The following is a 17,786-nucleotide window of genomic DNA, read 5'->3' on the forward strand; positions in this document are numbered from 1 at the left end:
TGGATGCAACAAACACCTGGACTAATCTTGTGGGGTGGGCTACTGGTCCCCCCAGAACGGGCAATATGCCTGTTCCACAAGAGAAATATAATGCAATATTTTAGCTGTGTCAGTCCAGTAGGGTGTGTTAGCGATAGCGTAACGCACCAAAGCCCGGTAGGGTGTCTAGACATGGCTGAATCTAGAGCGGGGAGAGTACAGCACCAAAGTCCGGTAGGGTGTCTAGACATGGCTGAATCTAGAGCGGGGAGAGTACAGCACCAAAGCCCAGTAGGGTGTCTAGACATGGCTGAATCTAGAGCGGGGAGAGTACAGCACCAAAGTCCGGTAGGGTGTCTAGACATGGCTGGCGCTAGAGTGAGGAGAATACAGCACCAAAGCCTTAATAACGGTGCGTTACGGGTTTTATCCTAACGCACCCTACAATACTTAATTCGTAGGTTGGGTTGAAGTATAAAACCCAACGCATTTGTTGGGTTGCGCTGTCGCTTAACCCAACCTACAAAAAATGGCTCAGGTATTATTTACAAAATAGATTTTATCTGCTATCTTAGATACTAAGAGTATATGCTGCTCAAAAAAATAATTTGATAGCTCCTTTTCACTACGCTAGGAGAGGGCAAAGAGGAAGAAGAGCAAAGAGCAGAGGGTTAGAGTGCAAAGGGCTAAAGAGTCCTCGCCGCCTCACTACTACAAACAACCCGAAAACCGATATTGCTGTACGCGTTGTCTGGGTAGAGGTTGTTGCGAGAGGCAGAACGACAGAATCCAGGATCGTAAGGCCACGAACCACCTCGCAGCAGCCGGAGAACTTGATTATCATTATTAATCCAAGCACTCCCATCCTTGGGCGCACCATCATAATTACTGTGCCAGGTATCTAAACACCATTCCCACAGATTTCCGTGCATATCATACAAGCCAAAGGCATTAGGAGGAAAGCTGCCTACAGGCGTTGTTTTTTGCCGATACTCTCCTTTCGGGCTATACTCACCATTATAGTTAGCCACTTCAGTTGTAATTACATCACCAAAATGAAAAGGTGTATAGGTGTGAGCGCGACAAGCATATTCCCATTCCGCTTCGCTGGGTAGTCGATAATCACGACCTGTTGCTTTAGACAGTCTGGCACAAAACTCAACTGCATCATCCCAGGAAACACTGTCTACAGGAAGATTTTCATTTCCTTTAAAATGAGATGGTCGAGGATCTAATTTGCTATTAATTTGTGGCAAAGATGCAGCCACTCTTGCCCATTGTGCTTGAGTTACTAGGTATCTTCCCATATAAAAGTCTGGAACCGTTACTTGATGTTCCGGGCGTTCATTATCCCTGCTTCCTTCCTCCTTGTTGGAAGCACCCATCATAAAAGTACCACCGGGAATCTTAACCATTTCTAGTTTTACACCCTGACCTAAATCTTCTGTGAAGCCTTCAGCTTTTCCTGAATAGTCATTACGCTGAATTTTATCGGCGTTCCCTAATTTCTTTTCTTCAGTTATTATTAATTTGGCAAATTTAAACTCGAATTTCTGTAATTCTGGTGAAGATTCAGGTATCTCTTCTGGAGGAGATGGAGGAGGTGGCGTAGTGAATGAAGAATGGGAATATCCTAATGAACTCAATCGCTGATTAATCAAAGAAGCAATTTCATGAGGTTTTCGACCTCTGATATCAATATAACCGTCAATTGAAAATAAACCAGAGACATCACCACTATCTATGCGAATTGGCATAATTGCTGATGGTGATTTCTGAATTTTGGTTTTTATCAAGTCACGTATAGCCCGCCATTCTAAACGACACCAATCTTTTCTTTCATAATCTTTACCAATAAAAATAACAACTAAATCACATTGCTTATGATAAATATTTTGTAGGTGTATATCTAGATTTGGTATGGCAAGTTCAGCTTCATGAAAATTGTCATAAAAAATTTTATGTTTACTCCATTCCAGTGCTAATTCCTGAGCAACTTTTTCTACAAAATCTCTAGCTTCCCCAGGAAATGAAAGTCCTACTCGAAATCGCAAATCCGCCACTAATATAGCCTCACTATGCTTTTATTCATGATTCTAGCCAATTTAAATACAAATGTGCCTTTTTTCAATCTTGTAGGGTGTGTTAGGATGAAATCCGTAACGCACCAAAGCCTTAATAATGAATGGTGCGTTAAGCTGCACTCTAGCGCCAGCCATGCACACACCCTACTAGCTGGACTTTGGTGCGTTACGCTGCGCTAACACACCCTACCTGTTTGTTCAAGAATAAAATAGTAGTCCTATGGCTATAAATCGAGATACTGCTAAAATATTGAACATTTGTAAGCTTTTAATTACTTCCTATAAATAAAAATAAACTCGACTTTTAATTCTCATTGAGAAATGAGCAAAAACATCAGATATCCCACTTATTTAAAAATTCGGGGATCTAAGTATCTGAATTATAGAATGAAATATCTAGCAATAATTACCGTGATTAATAATGTTAAATAAAACGGGTAAACAGAAAAAGACAAACTAGATTTGAATAATAAACTGACAACATTCATCCCTTTTGGTGGAGTAAGCTTAAAAAGGTGATTAACAGTCACTTCACCGGAATGTAAATGGTTCACAAAATTATTATATATCTGCCGAAAGCTGCGTTCTTGTCCTAAATAATATGAGTCGAGTAAAAAGAACAGCAGTATGGGGATAAGAGATATCCAAGCATAAGTAGGCTTATTCTTATCTGCTAATACTACTAAAGTTGCTGAAACCAGAGAAATACACCAAGTTTTGCAGCTAGCACTATTATTAGCCATCCGTGCAATAACCCCTTGCAAGATATTCAAATAACTCTGCACAGAGTTAGAATCAGGGTCTACTTTATGTGGTTGTGATTGGGGATTAGAGTTATTCACTGAAACTTTTAGCTACTATTGTGGTATTGTTACTCTGATTATATATCCTGAGAGAATGCTTGATTTAATCCAAAATGAAGTCCAGCTAAAACTTAATCTGAGTTTTTCTGAGAATTATTTTTGTGACGTTTAAGACTTTCTTCTAAAGCTTGAATCTGTTCTCGTCGGGCTTCCAATTCTAAAGAACGCCGGGCTAATTCTTGATTTTGTAAAGTTAGAGATTGTCGCCAACTTTCGGCGCGTTCGGCTTCTTTTTGCAACTGTTCTGGTGTTACTCCAGTGGTGAGGTAGGTTTGGACTAAATTTAGTACCCAACTGCTAGCATCTTCTAAACTTTCAATTTTACCTGTAGGGGAAAGCTGCACTAAAACCAGAACTTTTTCACTCATGGTAGTTTCTTTTTCCAGAGGAATTAAAGTTGTTTCTGACATCACTACCCAGAGGTTTTCAGATTCCTGACGTGCTAATAAGCGTAACTGATATTTATATATTTTAGCTAGATATAGCATGGTGTTAGATGCTGATTGTAATTGCCAAGGTATTTTTTAAGTTTAGACAAGGGCGGGCAAGACTTGTACTGAGCTTAGTCGAAGTATGCCCACCCCACAAGATTGAGATCAATTGTTACTCATTGCATCTATACTAAGGTACGTAGGCGATCGCGTAAAATTTCGGCTTGTTTTTCAGCTTCCGCTAAAGATTCTCTCGCACCCTTGACCACTTCTGCTGGGGCTTTATCCACAAACTTGGGATTACTTAAGCGCCCACGTAAAGAATTAGCCTCGGCTTCGGCTTTATTCAGGGTTTTTTCTAGTTTGGCACGGAGAGTAGCAATATCGACGACATCACCACTCAGGGGAATTACTACTTGTACAGTACCGACAACCCCGGCGATCGCATTTTCGGGTTCTGGCGCTGCTGGTGCTTCTGTTGGTAATATTTTTTGCTCATTCTTTTGCGGGAAATATTGAGACAATAACTTTTGTCTAGCCTCAGCCTTCAGCAGAATTTGCACAATAAACCAAGACGCATAACCGAAACCAACTATTTCAAAGAACGTCCCCACTAAAGGAACTCGATAAATTGTACTTCCGGTGAGTAAACCTATTCTGGCAAAAACTAGCCCGACAATTATCCAACCAATGGTTTTCAAACCCCTCTGAGGTTTTTTCTCCACATCTTCAGGGCTGGTTGCTTCGGTAACGGAGGCTTGTTGAACATCAGCACTTCGGCTCCGCTCAGTACAAGCAATCGTGAAATTCTCAACCTTAGCCAAATCTTGAATGTAAGCCTGTCCTGCTGTGAGGATTTGCTGTTCTTGGGGACTATCAGTTTGCAAATTGGCTGTAATTTTTACCCCTGGCTTAATATCCGCCTCGGCGCGTAAATTCCGAATTGTGCGGATTGTGCCAATAAGTAGATCAAAATGTGTTTCCAACTCTGGATTAATCAGGTTATTATCGGCTTCAGGATAGGATTGTAAAGCTAAAGTTTCTAAAGAATCCGCAGGTTGTTGGGTGAGAGTTTGCCAAATTTCCTCAGTAATATGAGGCATTAAAGGATGGAGTAATTTTAAAATTCCTTCCAAAACATAACCCAAAATTTGTTGTGCGACCTTGCGGGAGGCGGGATCTGCATCTTTTTGTAACCGGGATTTAACTAACTCAATATACCAGTCACAAAAATCACCCCAGATAAATTCATACAGACCTTTAGCGGCTTCCCCTAAACCGTAGTTATCAATGTCCTTACTGGTTTGTTTGATTACTTGATGATAACGGGAAATTATCCAGCGATCGCTAAGTTCTGTAGGGATTGGTTGACCAAGTGCGGCTGGGGTTTGTCCATCCAAATTCATCATTACAAATCGGGCGGCATTCCACAACTTATTGGCGAAATTTCGGGATGCTTCCACCGATGCAGATTCATCCTTTTTGCGATCGTATTCCAAGCGGATATTTTGACCCGCACCCGCCACTTCTTTGACTAAGGTATAACGCAGCGCATCAGTACCATACTTGTCAATTAATAATAGTGGGTCAATGCCATTACCTTTAGTCTTTGACATTTTCTGACCATTTTCATCCAGCACTAACCCGTGGATGTAAACATCATTAAATGGCATTTTCCCAGTAAAGTGTCCCGCCATCATCGTCATTCTAGCTACCCAGAAAAAGATGATATCAAAGCCAGTTACCAAAGTGCTGTTAGGGTAATAAGTTGCTAAATCCTGGGTTTCTTCAGGCCAGCCCAAAGTCGAAAACGGCCACAGTCCAGAAGAGAACCAAGTATCTAATACATCTGGGTCCTGTTCTAGCTGGACATCTGCACCAAACTGTGATTTAGCTTTTTCCCAAGCCTCATCTGCTGATTTAGCGACAACAAAGGGAGTAGTATCAGTAATTTCACCACCAGTTTCACTGACAGCATACCAAGCCGGAATTTGATGACCCCACCACAATTGACGAGAAATACACCAATCTTTTAACTTGACTAACCAATCACGATAAACCTTACTCCAACGTTGGGGGACAAACTCCGGTGAATTTTGATTGTCGAGAAATTCTAAGGCGTTATCAGCCATCGGGCGAATTTTGACAAACCACTGAGTAGATAGTAATGGTTCAACAGGGACTTTACCGCGATCGCTATAAGGAACAGTATGCTTATAATCCTCCACCTTCACCAGCACACCATCGGCTTCTAAGCGAGAAACCACATTTTTTCTAGCCACAAAGCGGTCTTGTCCTTGGAACTCCCCAGCCTTCTCATTGAGAGTCCCGTCCTTATTCATAATATTAATCGACGGCAGATTGTGACGTTTACCCATTTCAAAATCATTGGGATCATGGGCTGGAGTCACTTTCACGCAACCAGTACCGAAGGTGGGATCAACAAACTCATCACCAATAATGGGAATTTCCCGATTCATAATTGGTAAAGTTAAGGTTTTACCAATCAAGTGTTTATATCTGTCATCATTAGGATTAACAGCTACACCTGTATCACCCAACATCGTTTCTGGTCGAGTCGTCGCCACTTCCACAAACCCAGAATTATCACTGAGAGGGTAGCGGAAATGCCAAAGATTCCCATCAACTTCTTGATTATCCACTTCCACATCAGACACCGCAGACTGAGAAGCCGGACACCAGTTAACTAAATATTCACCACGATAAATTAAACCTGACTCGTAGAGACTAACAAAGGCTTCCAGAACAGCTTTCGATAAACCTGCATCTAAAGTAAACCGTTCCCTTGTCCAGTCAACGGAAACACCCAGGCGTTTTAACTGATTAACAATCGTACCTTCAGAATCGGCTTTCCATTGCCAAGCGCGTTCTAAGAATTGTTCCCGTCCCAGTTCGTAGCGAGTTTTACCCTCTTTTTTCAGTTGCTTTTCCAACATCGTATGAACAGCAATACTGGCGTGGTCGGTTCCGGGTAACCAGAGGGCGTTGCGTCCTTTCATGCGGTGGTAGCGGATGAGGGTATCAATTAAGGCACTCTCAAAGGCGTGACCCATGTGTAAACTGCCGGTGACGTTGGGAGGAGGAATGACGATGCAGTAAGGTTCACCGGGGTGGTTGGGATCGGCTTTGTAGACTTGGTTTGCTTCCCAAAATTTTTGCCATTTGGCTTCGGTGGTAAATGGGTCGTAGAGGCTGGGGAGGTTGGTAATGTTTGCGGTCATGCTGGGAATACTAAGTTTGGAAGGACTTTAGTAAATTTTGCCATAGGGGAGAGGGGTTGATGGAAAAAACGAACCGCCAAGTCGCCAAGTACGCCAAGAGAGGGGAGCCAAGTCAGGAAGTAGATGGGCTGGCTTATGCTGTGATTGGAGCGGCGCTTGAGGTACATCAACTGTTGGGGCCTGGGTTTTTGGAGCAAGTGTACAAGGAGGCGTTGATTATAGAATTGTTCAGGCGCGGGATACCTCATGAATTTGAAAAGCCTGTAACAGTAAATTACAAAGGTCACGAAGTAGGTACAGGGAGATTAGATTTTTTGATAGACAATTGTCTAATTGTGGAATTGAAAGCTGTCCAAAACCTAGCCCCAATACACGAAGCCCAAGTCCTCTCCTACCTAAAAATGACCAAACACCCACTCGCCCTCCTGATCAACTTTAACGTCCCCCTCCTCAAAGAAGGCATCAAACGAATCATCCACACCTCCTAACTCCTCTCTTGGCGAACTTGGCGACTTGGCGGTTCGTTAATCAAATCCATCCACCCCCCGCATAGCCAAAAGAGCCGAACCAAAAGCAGCCTCAGTATGCACCGAAGAAACCACAGACACCCCTAAAACACCTTCCCGAATCCCAGACCAAGCACTATTCCCCGCGCCACCACCAGCAGTATAAACACGAGTTAAAGTATCCGCCCCCATTTCCTGCAACAAATCATACCCACGCCCCTCAATCCTAGCCATACCCTCTAGCAAACCATGTAAAAACGCCACAGGATCATCAGGACGTGGTTCTAATCGTGGTGGTAAATCGGGATCATTAATCGGAAAGCGATCGCCTGGCCGCAACAAGGGATAATAATCTAACCCACTAGTCTGAGTAACATCAATCTCGCCGCTTAACCGTTCCAACTCAGCCGCACTAAAAAAATGCTTTAGCACCGCCCCCCCAGTATTAGAAGCACCCCCAGTCAGCCACAAATTACCTAAACGATGGCTGTAAATACCGTATCGTGAATCCTCCACACGAGTCCGACTCAATAATTTAACTACCAGGGTTGAACCCAAAGAAGTCACAGCTTCCCCTGGTGATTTAGCCCCACTAGCCAGAAAAGCCGCAATACTATCAGTTGTCCCAGCACAAACTAAGCAATCATTGGGAAAATTAAACTGAGTGGCAATTTCCGGGCGTAATTTGGCTATGGGAGTACCAGGAGTTAAAACTTTCGGTAGCTGAATCGGTAATTGCAGTTTCTCTAGCCATGCGGGATATTTTAACTGTTCCACGTCATAGCCGAGCTTTAAAGCGTTGTGATAATCGCTAATTCCCAAATAGCCATGTAGTAGAAATCCTAACCAATCGGCTTGATGTAGAAAATATCTGGCTTTTTTAAAACTCGGTTGTCCCATCATCCACAACAATTTGGCGAGGCTGGAAGTTGCACTCAAGACATTATGATGAGGAGGTGCAATATCTCTCAACTGCTCTAGCACAACTGATCCCCGTGCATCGTTGTAGAGTAAAGGTGCATCTACAGGCTTACCAGCAGCATCAGTTAGCAGCACGGTGGATGAAGTCCCATTAATGGCGATCGCCTCAATTTCCCGCCGCAATGGTTCTGGTACTTGTCTCAGCAGCCAAAATAACGCGGTCTCCCAAGTCGTTACTAAGTCAAAAACACCCTCAGACGGCCAAGCATACTTAATTTCTGCCTGGGTGCAACCTTCCTGATTAATCACCACACCTCTAACGCCAGATGTGCCGAAATCGATCCCCAAATAAAAATTCATAGTTTTATAAATTTTTTTAACGCAAAATTAGTAATAGCTACTGGTAAATCACTGCTTTTGTTGCATCTTGTAACAAGATATTCCACATTCTTGCTAAAACAGTGAAAAGTAGTAAACGAACTGTTCAATATTCATTTCTAGCTCAGGAGGGTTCCAACCGTGCCTATCTCAGACACTCAAGTGTACATTGCTCTAGCTGTAGCCCTAATTCCCGGAATTCTGGCTTGGCGTTTAGCCACAGAACTTTATAAATAACCCCATGTTCTGACGTGGTAAGTGGGGCATATTCAACATCGCTCCACTTTTACGCAACAATCAGGCTAGTCCTGGTTGTTGTATTTATTTTGTATATTCTGAATCTCCAGTTTTAGTATATTTTAAAACTATTCATTTCTGTCAATTACGGTTTATATAGGCGTAATTCTGGCAGAAATACAAAGATGCTCTCAGGTTGAAAGTTAAGCCAGATGAGTATTTAGCTATATAACGCTACTCCAAGGCTAAAAAATGGCGAGTTAGAAAATATTGGCATCAATAATCACTACAACTGGCTATGAGAAGCATAATCATCTGACAAAGCGGATACTGGCGACTGGATGCCAAAAGCTTTTACATACCTGCTATTTAAGTATATATTGTTAAATTTTAACTTAAAATATACGTGTAGCAATTTGCTAAAAATGAAGTAATATGGCAGCTAAATCAAGCTTTAACAGTATCAGTGTGCTTTCTATGATGTTGCCATTCAATGAGTAAGGTTTTTTAGCATAATGAACGCGATTCAACCGTCTAGACCACCGCTACAACCCATAAAAAAACGCCGGGCTGTTCCTAGACCCAAACGGCATCTTCGTCAACGTTCTTACCAGGTTATGGCTTGGGAAACCACAGCAAAAATAGCGGTTAACTTGGCGATATCCACAGCAGCAGTATCTGCCCTAGTGCAACTTGTTCCCTATCACTTGACACAGCAAGAGAGGTTACGAGAAGTCCGAACTGAGGTAAAGCTGATGGAAACACGAGTCGATAATTTGCAAAAGGAATTTAAGCGTAACTTCGACCCCCATCAAGCTCAGAGTATTAGACAGCAGCAAGCCTATAGATTTGACCCTGATCAACTTCCAGTAGTATTTGTGAATCGAGATGGTAAAGAAGTTGAAGTATTAGATTTATTACCCTAAGAACAATATTCAAAATTTATAGCCGGGAGCAGGGATCAGGCTTAAAACTATCTAATTATCTGTTTGTTTCCTAACCTTGTTGGCTATTGCTATATATCGAAAAATCACATTTGCTTACTGGCGTGACGGCCTATAGATAACGGATTTTTGTATGCAGCACCATTGGGTAATTACCAATTCTCCCTGTTCTCACTCAAATACTCCAACCCCTTTAGGTTGGCTATTTTAGTCGTGGATGTTTTCCGGAAACAACAGCTCTTTTAACCAATTTTCTAGTTGTAAACGCAATCGGTAACTAGACATATCCGGTTGGCGAGCTAGTTTTGGGAGTTGATTTAGGGCGCGACGATAATCTGCGATCGCACAATTCCAATCACCCCAAAGATGATAGTTTCTGCCCCTTTCTGCCCAAATATTTACTTCTAGCTGACCGAAAAGCAGTGCTACCTCAAAATTCTCCATAGCCTCTTCGTATTGCTCTAAGTCACGTAAGGTAATCCCCCGGTTAATCCGCGCCCGGACATAACTAGGATTCAAATCAATCGCCTGGTCGTAGTCAGCCAGTGCAGCGACGAATTCTCCACGCGCTGCATGGTAATTAGCTCGATTGTTATAAGCGCTAGCTAAATTGGGATTCAATAGCAGTGCTGTGTTGTAGTCGCCCAAAGCTTTTGGCATCTCACCACTCTGAAAATAAATCAATCCTCGGTTATTATAGTCAACGGAATTTTGGGGACGGCGTTCAATTAATTCAGTCAGTAAGGCGATCGCCTCAGTGTAATCTCCTTGACGAGCGGAACTCAAAGCCGAAGAGCGCAAGTAGTCATCCCCTAAATCAGATCCACCGCTACGGCTATTTTTCTGCCCATTAGCATAAAAAGGACTATCTGAGACAAAATTGGATTTTTTATTTTGCTGCTTACCAAAAGCTAAAAATGAATGGCTATTCATATTGTGTTGCCTGAGCTACTCGCTCTTCTAAATCAAATTACAGTTTTAGTCGTGGTCGTAGTTGCGCCCCTGTGTCAGTTAATAAGGTGTCTATGATTACTTTGGCATCTGTACAGTAGCTGAATTTCAGATCCTGTGGATAACAAATTAAACACTTAGATCACCTTACTTAAACAATTAATAGTGGAACCTAATAATTAATACGTCACCCGTAAGTTGAATTCCAGAAATAATAAAGATCAATCTTCAAGAGTAATCAACTAGTGAGAGCAACAAATTGCTAGAATGCCAACAAGCCTCCACTCATTAACTACTGTTGTAGGGTTGAGAATGAATGGCGATAATTTTTAAGTTTTGAGAAAATTTTTAATGACAACAGCAATTTCTGATCAAAATGCACCTGATTTAGCTGCTGACGATTATATAGTTATCGGTCTCTCAACCTGCTTTATTAAAGAAGATGGGGAAGTTTATCAAGTTGAAGTTGTAGAACCAATTCCCTCTGCTGCCTTAGAAGCCTTATTTAAAGGGATTCCCACCTCCTATAAGCTAGCTTGTGCCACCACAATCGGCTCTGTACTAGATGGCGATACACCTCTACTACCAGAAGGCTTCCCAGACTCTGCTCAGTTTGCAGAAGAATTTGCACCACGGGTCTTTGCTGCGGCTCGCACCTACAAGCGTCGTGAAACAGCAACATCCCTGATTCCTCTGGGTACAACCTACACTGATTTTCAATATTCCACTGAACGCAAGCGGGTACTCAATGCTACTAGAGTTGTGAATAAAGACGACAACGTAAAACAGCACTCCCACACTCACAAAGTTCTTTAATTCCCAGTAATCATGCTAAAACTTTACGGTGGCGCTAGGAGCCGAGCTTCAATTATCCAGTGGTATTTAGAAGAACTGGCAGTTCCATATCAATTTGTCATGCTAGATATGCAGGCGGGGGAACACAAGCAGCCTGAGTACCTGACAATTAACCGCATGGGTAAAGTACCAGCAATTGTGGATGGGAATTTGCAACTTTGGGAATCCGGGGCAATTTTACTCTATCTTGCCGATAAATACAGCAAAACCCCACTTTCTCCCGAAGAGCGGGGTATATTTGCCCAGTGGGTATTGTTTGCTAATGCTACCCTTGGGCCAGGAGTTTTTGTGGAAGCAAATCGAGAGCGGGAAATGCCCCGATTGTTAACTCCCTTGAATGAGATTTTTGAGGGACAATCTTTTATACTGGGTGATGAATTTACTGTTGCTGATGTGGCAGTAGGTTCTATGCTGGCTTACATTCCTATTATGCTGAAGCTAGACCTTAGCGCCTATCCAGAAGTTTTGAACTATATCAAACGTATATCTGAGCGTCCAGCCTTTCAAAAAAGTATCGGCGGACGGTCGTAGTTCAGAAAAATTACTCTAGGGTAGATTTTCTCTACCCTATGGGTTGTTTAACGATAATTGGTAAATTGCAAAGCTACAGGAAAATCCTCTTGTTTCAAACGTTGCATTACACCTTGTAAGTCATCTTTAACTTTAGCCGAAACCCGCACAGCATCACCTTGGATTGAGGCTTGCACTTTTTTAAATTCGTCCCGAATCAATTTAGAAATTTGTTTAGCAATTTCTTGACTGATACCTTTTTTAAGTGTGATTTCTTGGCGTACACGGTTACCGCTAGCTGATTCAACTGTGCCAAATTCAAAAATTTTCTGAGAAAGGTTACGCTTGGCGGCTTTTTCGCGGAGAATATTGTGAACTGAATCTAAGGTAAACTCGCTATCAGTGCTGATATTGATGCTTTCATCTTTTAGTTCCAGAGTAGTTTGAGTATCTTTGAGGTCGTAACGACCTTTGATATCTCGCACAACTTGATCGACAGCATTGACTAATTCTTGTCTATCAAAGTCACTTACAACGTCAAAGGAATATGTAGAAGCCATAAATAATTTTAGATTTGAGATTTTACATTGGGAACACCCTGGGGGCGAAGTCAACAGTCAAAGGTAGAAAAATATTCACTCCCTACTCCTTGGTTAACGAGTGGCTTGGATAACGCTGGAAATGATGAGAGTAGCAGAACCAAGGGAGCCAATGGCAAACATCAGCGATCGCAATAAAGGTATATTCAAAATATAAAAAATTGAGTATAGCAAACGCACCACCACAAAAGCGATCGCCGCAACTACTGCTATCTGAGAATTTACACCAGTCACATAAGCCATCAATGCTGCCGTGGCAAACAACATAAATGCTTCAAAGGAGTTTTGATGCGCCCAAGTCGCTCGTTGAGCATAGGGGGGTAATTGATCAAACTTGGCGCGAGGAGTAGCCAGTGCCTCATAGCCAATCTGCACACGAGCATAAGCTACCAATAAAAATGGCAGATAAATCAGAACCGCAGCAGCAGCAATAGAATACAAAAAAACACTAGATACAGGCATAATTAAACCAATCAATATTACTTGTTAGTTAGCTATAATCAATCGGTAACAGGTAAATTGGCTAACCCAACTACCTATTACCAATTCGCAGTTTCCTATATCTATCATTACCTGGACGAGGACTTACTGCACTTTAGTCAAAGTAGAAAAGCGTTACCACTTTTCTTTGTTCTTCTGCATCTCCACAAGTTTGTAGCAAAGTGCGACTGTCGTGAAATGCAAAACAAATCAGTTGTTGGCAACGAGATACAATCTCCTTATTACAAATATAACTAGCTTCAGCTAAAGACAGATTATCATTACTGGAATTTTCTACCAGATGCATTACCTGCTCTAGTTGCTCGCGGGATTCTTGGGGCTGGCGTGACAAACTTTGGGGTAAAATGACCGTCAATAAATTGGGATCAGCCCGCATTGCTCCCTTAATGGCAGCTGAATTTGTACCTGTAGCCCCAGAGGTGATTATCCGATTCCCTGATAAAACCAGGGCATAGGTCATCATTTCAATCAAATTCTGATGCGTAATTGGCACATGACGAGAACCCAGTAAGGCGATTCGCTTAGAACCCGTTTGCTGGATGGTCGCCAGTTCCTGCGCTAATGTATCGAGGTTGGTAAGGTCTGTTGACTGGCTCAAAGATAGACGTAATCAGATGAAACAACCAAGCTATTCTACCAAACAGAGTGTAGGTGAAAAGCCAACTTGAGTTACATATTGCTACATTTTCCTGATGTTGGCTTTATTCGCTGAATAACTTGGTCGCATAAATTGAGCTAATGAGTTTCGCAACTCATGCTTTATGCAGGGATTGGGTACTGGGATGGAGAATTTTCTTCCCCCCCGCTCCCTGCTTTAAGATAATCTCCCGGCGGGAGTTAAATCTAGTTTAGATAGCAAGCGATCAATGTCAAAATTCTCATTCATCAACTGGCGAATGCACTGAACCTTAATGGGTTCGTGTACCCGTACTTGCCCAAAGGTTCGGTCAATAATTTCCACAGTAGTGAGAGTATCTAAATCAACCGATAGGATGGGTATTTCTAGCTCCTCAGCACGAGTGAGAATAAACGCGGGTGGTGGCAGTTGTCCGGTTAAAATCAGGCACTGTGTAGAAGTTTCTAAGGCGGCTTGTTGGATTTCCACGCGATCGCCTCCTGTGACTACTGCCATATTGCGGCGTTTGCGGAAATACTTCACAGCCGAATTGACATTCATCGCCCCAATTGCCAAACTTTCCACCATCAAATCTAGGCGATCGCCACGACAGAGAACTTCAGCATTTAACTGGGTGACCAATTCACCAACGCTGACACTGCGGAGCAAATCATTTTGCGGCAAAGTTGCGAATACGGGAATGTCTTGCTTTTCTAAAAATGGGCATAGTTGAGTGTCAACTATTTCTAATTGTTCGGCAGGGATATCATTAATCACAACTCCCACTAAGCGATCGCCCACTAGCTCTTTAGCAGACAATAACGCCTCAGCAGAAAGTAGCGAATTATAACGAGCTACCAACAGTACAGCCGCATCCAATGCTTCAGCCACCTGTAACAAAGACAAGTCAAACAGATGACCTTGTGTCAAATCGCCAGGCCCCTCCAGCAACACTAAATCTCCTTGGGAAACTTGTAAATATTGCTGTTTTAAAAGCTGTCGATAATCGTTTTTGTCCTCGCCGCGCAAGCGTTTTTGGACATTGACTTCATCCAAAGCGATCATTGTGGCAGCAACACGGTTTGTTGGCAAGCTCAGACTATTGACAATAAACTGGACATCTTCCTCAACTACGGTGCCGCCAGATGCATTAAAGCAAGTGCCTAGCGGTTTACCGTAGGCAATATCTAGTTCTTTTTGCTGTAGCTGATGAGATAAACCCAAAACTGTTGCAGATTTACCACTGTAAGTCTCGGTTGAGCCAATCAGCAAACATTTAGCAGATTTTGGCACACATGCACTCCTAATTGCAAAAGGAAGTAGAACCAAGCTAGGTGTTTCCTAATTTTAGTTGGTTCCGGCAACAGGCTGGAGTGTTAACAAAGTCAGTTTTCCTAAATCCACTTTGTTTTAAGGAAATTTTCGATATTTTTGGGGAATATTGCGAATTTATTCCTCTATCCGTAACATTTTGCGGTAAAAAACCTGTGAAAAATCAGTCGATCGATAGCGCTTATAGTTTTCCATCAGTTCAATTAAAAAATTCACAAATTCAAAACTAGCCATCATCACCTCATAGCTGAGGTCAGCATTGCCATCAAACTGGATTCGGCAACGTGTTAAATCTGAAGGTAGGGTGGCAACATTCCAAGAAGCGACAAAGGAAATACTCTCACCACCTTCAATTTTGCGCTCTCCTTCCAAAACACCTTTTTGATAAAGACCAAGAGCAAGGGGTAAAAAATTACGCTTTGCACTTTGAATATAAGGTAAATAGACATTTGCTTGTTGTGGATTAGCTGGCTGGAGTTTCTCAATAGTCATAGTTAGATATTTCCCAAGTGAATTGATCATCATGGATAGATGTGAATATTCTTCCCACAAAATGTCTATTGCTCACACTCCGGTATGGTAATTACCCTCTTCACTTAAGACTGGCCTTAGAGATCATATCCATCAATTCAAGGTCTCAGTAGCGCCCAATCAAATTTTAAATTTTTGATCCGTGATTCGCAAGATATCAGCCAATGACTAAATTTATGCGGTGGTGAAATGCTAAAATAGATTAGCAAAGGTAAAATTCCTACGCCATAGTGAAAATTCTGCTGAAATAGTGCAGCACTTTTAGGCGTAAATTTTAGGGATAACCACCAGAATCACTCGTCACCTTTTGACCGAAAATAATGGGATACAAGCCCCGTCACTTCTAGGACGGCTTTATGTTAAAATTTGGGCATAGTCGCCATAGGGCATTGGGAGACTTTAAACGGACATGGAGGGACGATAAGACCACTTGTGGCGTGTTCCAGCGAAGTGTCAAGGAATCCTCGCTTCTTTAGGACGAGGAGGTATGTCAATAAGCTTAGGGTTATACCGAAGGCAAATAAGGTGTAAAACAGTAAAAACACTCTCATGACTGTGGAAAGTTGAACAAGCTTTAGTAGTCATCTGGGTAGTTGGTTCTACAGATAAACTTACCCTAAAATGGGTCAAACCTTCGGGAGATATCAACGGATATTCTAGTTGCTGATGATCAGACACGAATGGTCAAAACTTGATTAAGAGTGATTTGAAAAAGGCCAGTTCCCACCCAACATCCCTTTCTTCTTAGAGATGGGATTGTCCAACTTTATAAAAATACCAATTTTAAAATTAAGTAACCTATGCCAGCGAATCCCTGGCCGGAAAAAGATTATTACGACAAGCTTGACCAACTTAACTCCCTATTATCCGAGCCATCAACAGATCAGGAGAAAACAGTGGTAGAGGTAGATCCCATGTCTCTACCATCCCGGTTCAAAGGACGTAGACGCAAAGCCGCTCTGGTTTTAACTGTAGTGTGGAGCAGCACCATCGCTTTACACTTAGCTTCGTGGGGTTCAATATTCATTCTAGGACTAACTACTGTCCTGGGCTTCCATGCTTTAGTGGTGGTATTTGCTAGGCCCCGGCGCTACAACAAGGAAATGCAGGGAGATTTTCCATCTGTCTCTGTGTTAGTAGCAGCTAAAAATGAAGAAGCCGTTATTAGTCAATTAGTCAAAAATCTTTGTAGCCTGAAATATCCAGATGGACAGTATGAAGTCTGGATTATTGACGATAATAGTACCGATCAGACACCGGAGTTATTAGCCGAACTAGCCCAAGAGTATAAGCAACTCCAGGTTTTCAGGCGTTCCAGCGAAGCCAGTGGTGGCAAATCAGGGGCTTTGAATCAGGTATTGCCATTGACCAAGGGTGAAATTGTGGCAGTTTTTGATGCTGATGCTCAGGTAGTACCAGACTTACTGCTACAGGTAGTACCTTTATTCCAAAGAGAAAAGGTAGGGGCGGTGCAGGTGCGAAAAGCTATTCTGCAAGCAGACGCTAGAGCGAATACCAACGCCAAACGAAATTTTTGGATTCGGGGTCAGATGGCTGAAATGGCCTTAGACACATGGTTTCAGCAACAACGTATTGCCATAGGTGGGATTGGCGAACTCAGGGGTAATGGTCAATTTGTCCGACGTATAGCCTTAGAAAGTTTTGGTGGATGGAATGAGGAAACCATCACCGACGATTTGGATATGACTGTCCGGCTACATCTAGACAAATGGGACATTGATGCTACATTTTTCCCATGTGTGCAGGAAGAAGGTGTGACAAATGCGATCGCCCTTTGGCATCAGCGCAGTCGGTGGGCAGAAGGTGGCTATCAGCGCTATTTAGATTACTGGGATCTCATCCTCAAAAACCGCCTGGGTGTGCGAAAAACCTGGGATATGCTGATGTTTATGTTCACTATGTATATCTTACCCACAGCAGCAGTTCCAGATTTATTAATGGCTGTGGCTCGACATCGCTTACCAATTCTCAGCCCGGTAACTACACTCTCAGTCAGTATGTCAGTTATTGGTATGTTTGCTGGACTCAAGCGGATACGACCAGAGCAGAAATTTAATCTTTCTACGTCTTTTCAGCTACTGCTACAAACATTGCGTGGAACCTTGTATATGTTGCATTGGTTGGTAGTCATCAGTAGTACAACCGCCCGGATTTCTTTCAGACCAAAGCGGCTGAAATGGGTAAAAACAGTGCATTCAGGAAATGACTAATAGTTATTTGAAAAATTAGATACTTAAAGATCCAGAAATTATTTTAAATTTTGGATCTTTTCATCTAAATAGAAC

The 17,786-nt window shown here is 42.4% G+C and carries 18 protein-coding genes; 7 read left to right on the forward strand and 11 right to left on the reverse strand.

The annotated features are described in order from the left end of the window. Nucleotides 1–171: 171 nt before the first annotated feature. Nucleotides 172–414 carry a hypothetical protein gene (locus VB620_RS07475; RefSeq protein ID WP_323195513.1) on the forward strand — a complete coding sequence of 81 codons (243 nt, stop codon included), beginning with the start codon at nt 172–174 and terminating at the stop codon, nt 412–414. Nucleotides 415–665: 251 nt separating this feature from the next. Here VB620_RS07475 and VB620_RS07480 read toward each other — a convergent pair whose 3' ends face one another. The 4 genes from VB620_RS07480 to VB620_RS07495 all read right to left on the reverse strand — a co-directional run bounded on the left by VB620_RS07480 (nt 666) and on the right by VB620_RS07495 (nt 6,599). Further along, entirely contained in the window at nt 666–2,042 is a 1,377-nt protein-coding gene (locus tag VB620_RS07480; protein ID WP_323195514.1) for an SUMF1/EgtB/PvdO family nonheme iron enzyme, read from the reverse strand. A gap of 401 nt (nt 2,043–2,443) precedes the next feature. Next, the gene (locus VB620_RS07485) at nt 2,444–2,905 is read right to left on the reverse strand and encodes a hypothetical protein (RefSeq protein WP_323195515.1); all 462 of its coding nucleotides are present in this window, start codon (nt 2,903–2,905) and stop codon (nt 2,444–2,446) included. Nucleotides 2,906–2,997: 92 nt separating this feature from the next. Continuing rightward, complete coding sequence (locus VB620_RS07490; RefSeq protein WP_323195516.1) at nt 2,998–3,414, reverse strand: hypothetical protein; 417 nt, start codon at nt 3,412–3,414, stop codon at nt 2,998–3,000. A gap of 128 nt (nt 3,415–3,542) precedes the next feature. Next, complete coding sequence (locus VB620_RS07495; RefSeq protein ID WP_323195517.1) at nt 3,543–6,599, reverse strand: valine--tRNA ligase; 3,057 nt, start codon at nt 6,597–6,599, stop codon at nt 3,543–3,545. Between the two features lie 59 nt (nt 6,600–6,658). On the opposite strand from VB620_RS07495, the gene VB620_RS07500 reads away from it, so the two are divergent. Beyond that, nucleotides 6,659–7,087, forward strand: coding sequence for a GxxExxY protein (locus VB620_RS07500; protein WP_323195518.1), 429 nt, complete (start codon nt 6,659–6,661; stop codon nt 7,085–7,087). Between the two features lie 36 nt (nt 7,088–7,123). Here VB620_RS07500 and VB620_RS07505 read toward each other — a convergent pair whose 3' ends face one another. Next, nucleotides 7,124–8,386 (reverse strand): FGGY-family carbohydrate kinase, encoded by a 1,263-nt coding sequence (locus tag VB620_RS07505; protein WP_323195519.1) that lies wholly within the window; start codon nt 8,384–8,386, stop codon nt 7,124–7,126. Between the two features lie 159 nt (nt 8,387–8,545). Between VB620_RS07505 and psaM the strand changes: the two genes are divergently transcribed. Together psaM and VB620_RS07515 are read left to right on the forward strand one after the other, a co-directional pair. Beyond that, complete coding sequence (psaM, locus tag VB620_RS07510) at nt 8,546–8,641, forward strand: photosystem I reaction center subunit XII (protein WP_006196319.1); 96 nt, start codon at nt 8,546–8,548, stop codon at nt 8,639–8,641. 515 nt (nt 8,642–9,156) lie between these two features. After that, a complete protein-coding gene (locus tag VB620_RS07515; protein ID WP_323195520.1) occupies nt 9,157–9,567 on the forward strand; it encodes a slr1601 family putative cell division protein in 411 nt (136 codons plus the stop codon). 225 nt (nt 9,568–9,792) lie between these two features. Here the strand turns inward: VB620_RS07515 and VB620_RS07520 are convergent, their stop codons facing one another. Then, nucleotides 9,793–10,518: a tetratricopeptide repeat protein gene (locus tag VB620_RS07520; RefSeq protein WP_323195521.1), complete on the reverse strand. Its 726-nt coding sequence runs from the start codon at nt 10,516–10,518 to the stop codon at nt 9,793–9,795. Nucleotides 10,519–10,887: 369 nt separating this feature from the next. Here VB620_RS07520 and VB620_RS07525 point away from each other — a divergent pair, with 369 nt between their 5' ends. After that, nucleotides 10,888–11,352: a hypothetical protein gene (locus VB620_RS07525; RefSeq protein WP_323195522.1), complete on the forward strand. Its 465-nt coding sequence runs from the start codon at nt 10,888–10,890 to the stop codon at nt 11,350–11,352. A gap of 12 nt (nt 11,353–11,364) precedes the next feature. Beyond that, the gene (locus tag VB620_RS07530) at nt 11,365–11,922 is read left to right on the forward strand and encodes a glutathione S-transferase family protein (RefSeq protein ID WP_323195523.1); all 558 of its coding nucleotides are present in this window, start codon (nt 11,365–11,367) and stop codon (nt 11,920–11,922) included. Between the two features lie 47 nt (nt 11,923–11,969). Here the strand turns inward: VB620_RS07530 and VB620_RS07535 are convergent, their stop codons facing one another. From VB620_RS07535 to ebsA, 5 genes are all read right to left on the reverse strand, one after another. Beyond that, the gene (locus VB620_RS07535) at nt 11,970–12,461 is read right to left on the reverse strand and encodes a YajQ family cyclic di-GMP-binding protein (protein ID WP_323195524.1); all 492 of its coding nucleotides are present in this window, start codon (nt 12,459–12,461) and stop codon (nt 11,970–11,972) included. 93 nt (nt 12,462–12,554) lie between these two features. Continuing rightward, nucleotides 12,555–12,962 carry an MAPEG family protein gene (locus VB620_RS07540; protein WP_323195525.1) on the reverse strand — a complete coding sequence of 136 codons (408 nt, stop codon included), beginning with the start codon at nt 12,960–12,962 and terminating at the stop codon, nt 12,555–12,557. Nucleotides 12,963–13,095: 133 nt separating this feature from the next. Further along, nucleotides 13,096–13,599: a DNA recombination-mediator protein A gene (locus VB620_RS07545; RefSeq protein WP_323195526.1), complete on the reverse strand. Its 504-nt coding sequence runs from the start codon at nt 13,597–13,599 to the stop codon at nt 13,096–13,098. Nucleotides 13,600–13,815: 216 nt separating this feature from the next. Beyond that, complete coding sequence (locus tag VB620_RS07550; protein ID WP_323195527.1) at nt 13,816–14,910, reverse strand: phosphotransacetylase family protein; 1,095 nt, start codon at nt 14,908–14,910, stop codon at nt 13,816–13,818. 156 nt (nt 14,911–15,066) lie between these two features. Next, nucleotides 15,067–15,441 (reverse strand): type IV pilus biogenesis protein EbsA, encoded by a 375-nt coding sequence (gene ebsA / locus VB620_RS07555; RefSeq protein WP_323195528.1) that lies wholly within the window; start codon nt 15,439–15,441, stop codon nt 15,067–15,069. A gap of 839 nt (nt 15,442–16,280) precedes the next feature. Here ebsA and VB620_RS07560 point away from each other — a divergent pair. Beyond that, nucleotides 16,281–17,711 (forward strand): glycosyltransferase, encoded by a 1,431-nt coding sequence (locus VB620_RS07560; protein ID WP_323195529.1) that lies wholly within the window; start codon nt 16,281–16,283, stop codon nt 17,709–17,711. The last annotated feature ends 75 nt before the right edge of the window (nt 17,712–17,786 follow it).

The organism is Nodularia harveyana UHCC-0300, from assembly GCF_034931085.1.
In the GTDB taxonomy this organism is placed as follows: Bacteria; Cyanobacteriota; Cyanobacteriia; order Cyanobacteriales; family Nostocaceae; genus Nodularia; species Nodularia harveyana.

Coding starts and splice junctions, on each gene's coding strand:
- VB620_RS07475 (WP_323195513.1), top strand. CDS start 172: ATGGCTGAATCTAGAGCGGGGAGAGTACAGCACCAAAGTCCGGTAGGG.
- VB620_RS07490 (WP_323195516.1), bottom strand. CDS start 3,414: ATGCTATATCTAGCTAAAATATATAAATATCAGTTACGCTTATTAGCA.
- VB620_RS07495 (WP_323195517.1), bottom strand. CDS start 6,599: ATGACCGCAAACATTACCAACCTCCCCAGCCTCTACGACCCATTTACC.
- VB620_RS07500 (WP_323195518.1), top strand. CDS start 6,659: ATGGAAAAAACGAACCGCCAAGTCGCCAAGTACGCCAAGAGAGGGGAG.
- VB620_RS07505 (WP_323195519.1), bottom strand. CDS start 8,386: ATGAATTTTTATTTGGGGATCGATTTCGGCACATCTGGCGTTAGAGGT.
- VB620_RS07515 (WP_323195520.1), top strand. CDS start 9,157: ATGAACGCGATTCAACCGTCTAGACCACCGCTACAACCCATAAAAAAA.
- VB620_RS07520 (WP_323195521.1), bottom strand. CDS start 10,518: ATGAATAGCCATTCATTTTTAGCTTTTGGTAAGCAGCAAAATAAAAAA.
- VB620_RS07525 (WP_323195522.1), top strand. CDS start 10,888: ATGACAACAGCAATTTCTGATCAAAATGCACCTGATTTAGCTGCTGAC.
- VB620_RS07530 (WP_323195523.1), top strand. CDS start 11,365: ATGCTAAAACTTTACGGTGGCGCTAGGAGCCGAGCTTCAATTATCCAG.
- VB620_RS07535 (WP_323195524.1), bottom strand. CDS start 12,461: ATGGCTTCTACATATTCCTTTGACGTTGTAAGTGACTTTGATAGACAA.
- VB620_RS07540 (WP_323195525.1), bottom strand. CDS start 12,962: ATGCCTGTATCTAGTGTTTTTTTGTATTCTATTGCTGCTGCTGCGGTT.
- ebsA (WP_323195528.1), bottom strand. CDS start 15,441: ATGACTATTGAGAAACTCCAGCCAGCTAATCCACAACAAGCAAATGTC.
- VB620_RS07560 (WP_323195529.1), top strand. CDS start 16,281: ATGCCAGCGAATCCCTGGCCGGAAAAAGATTATTACGACAAGCTTGAC.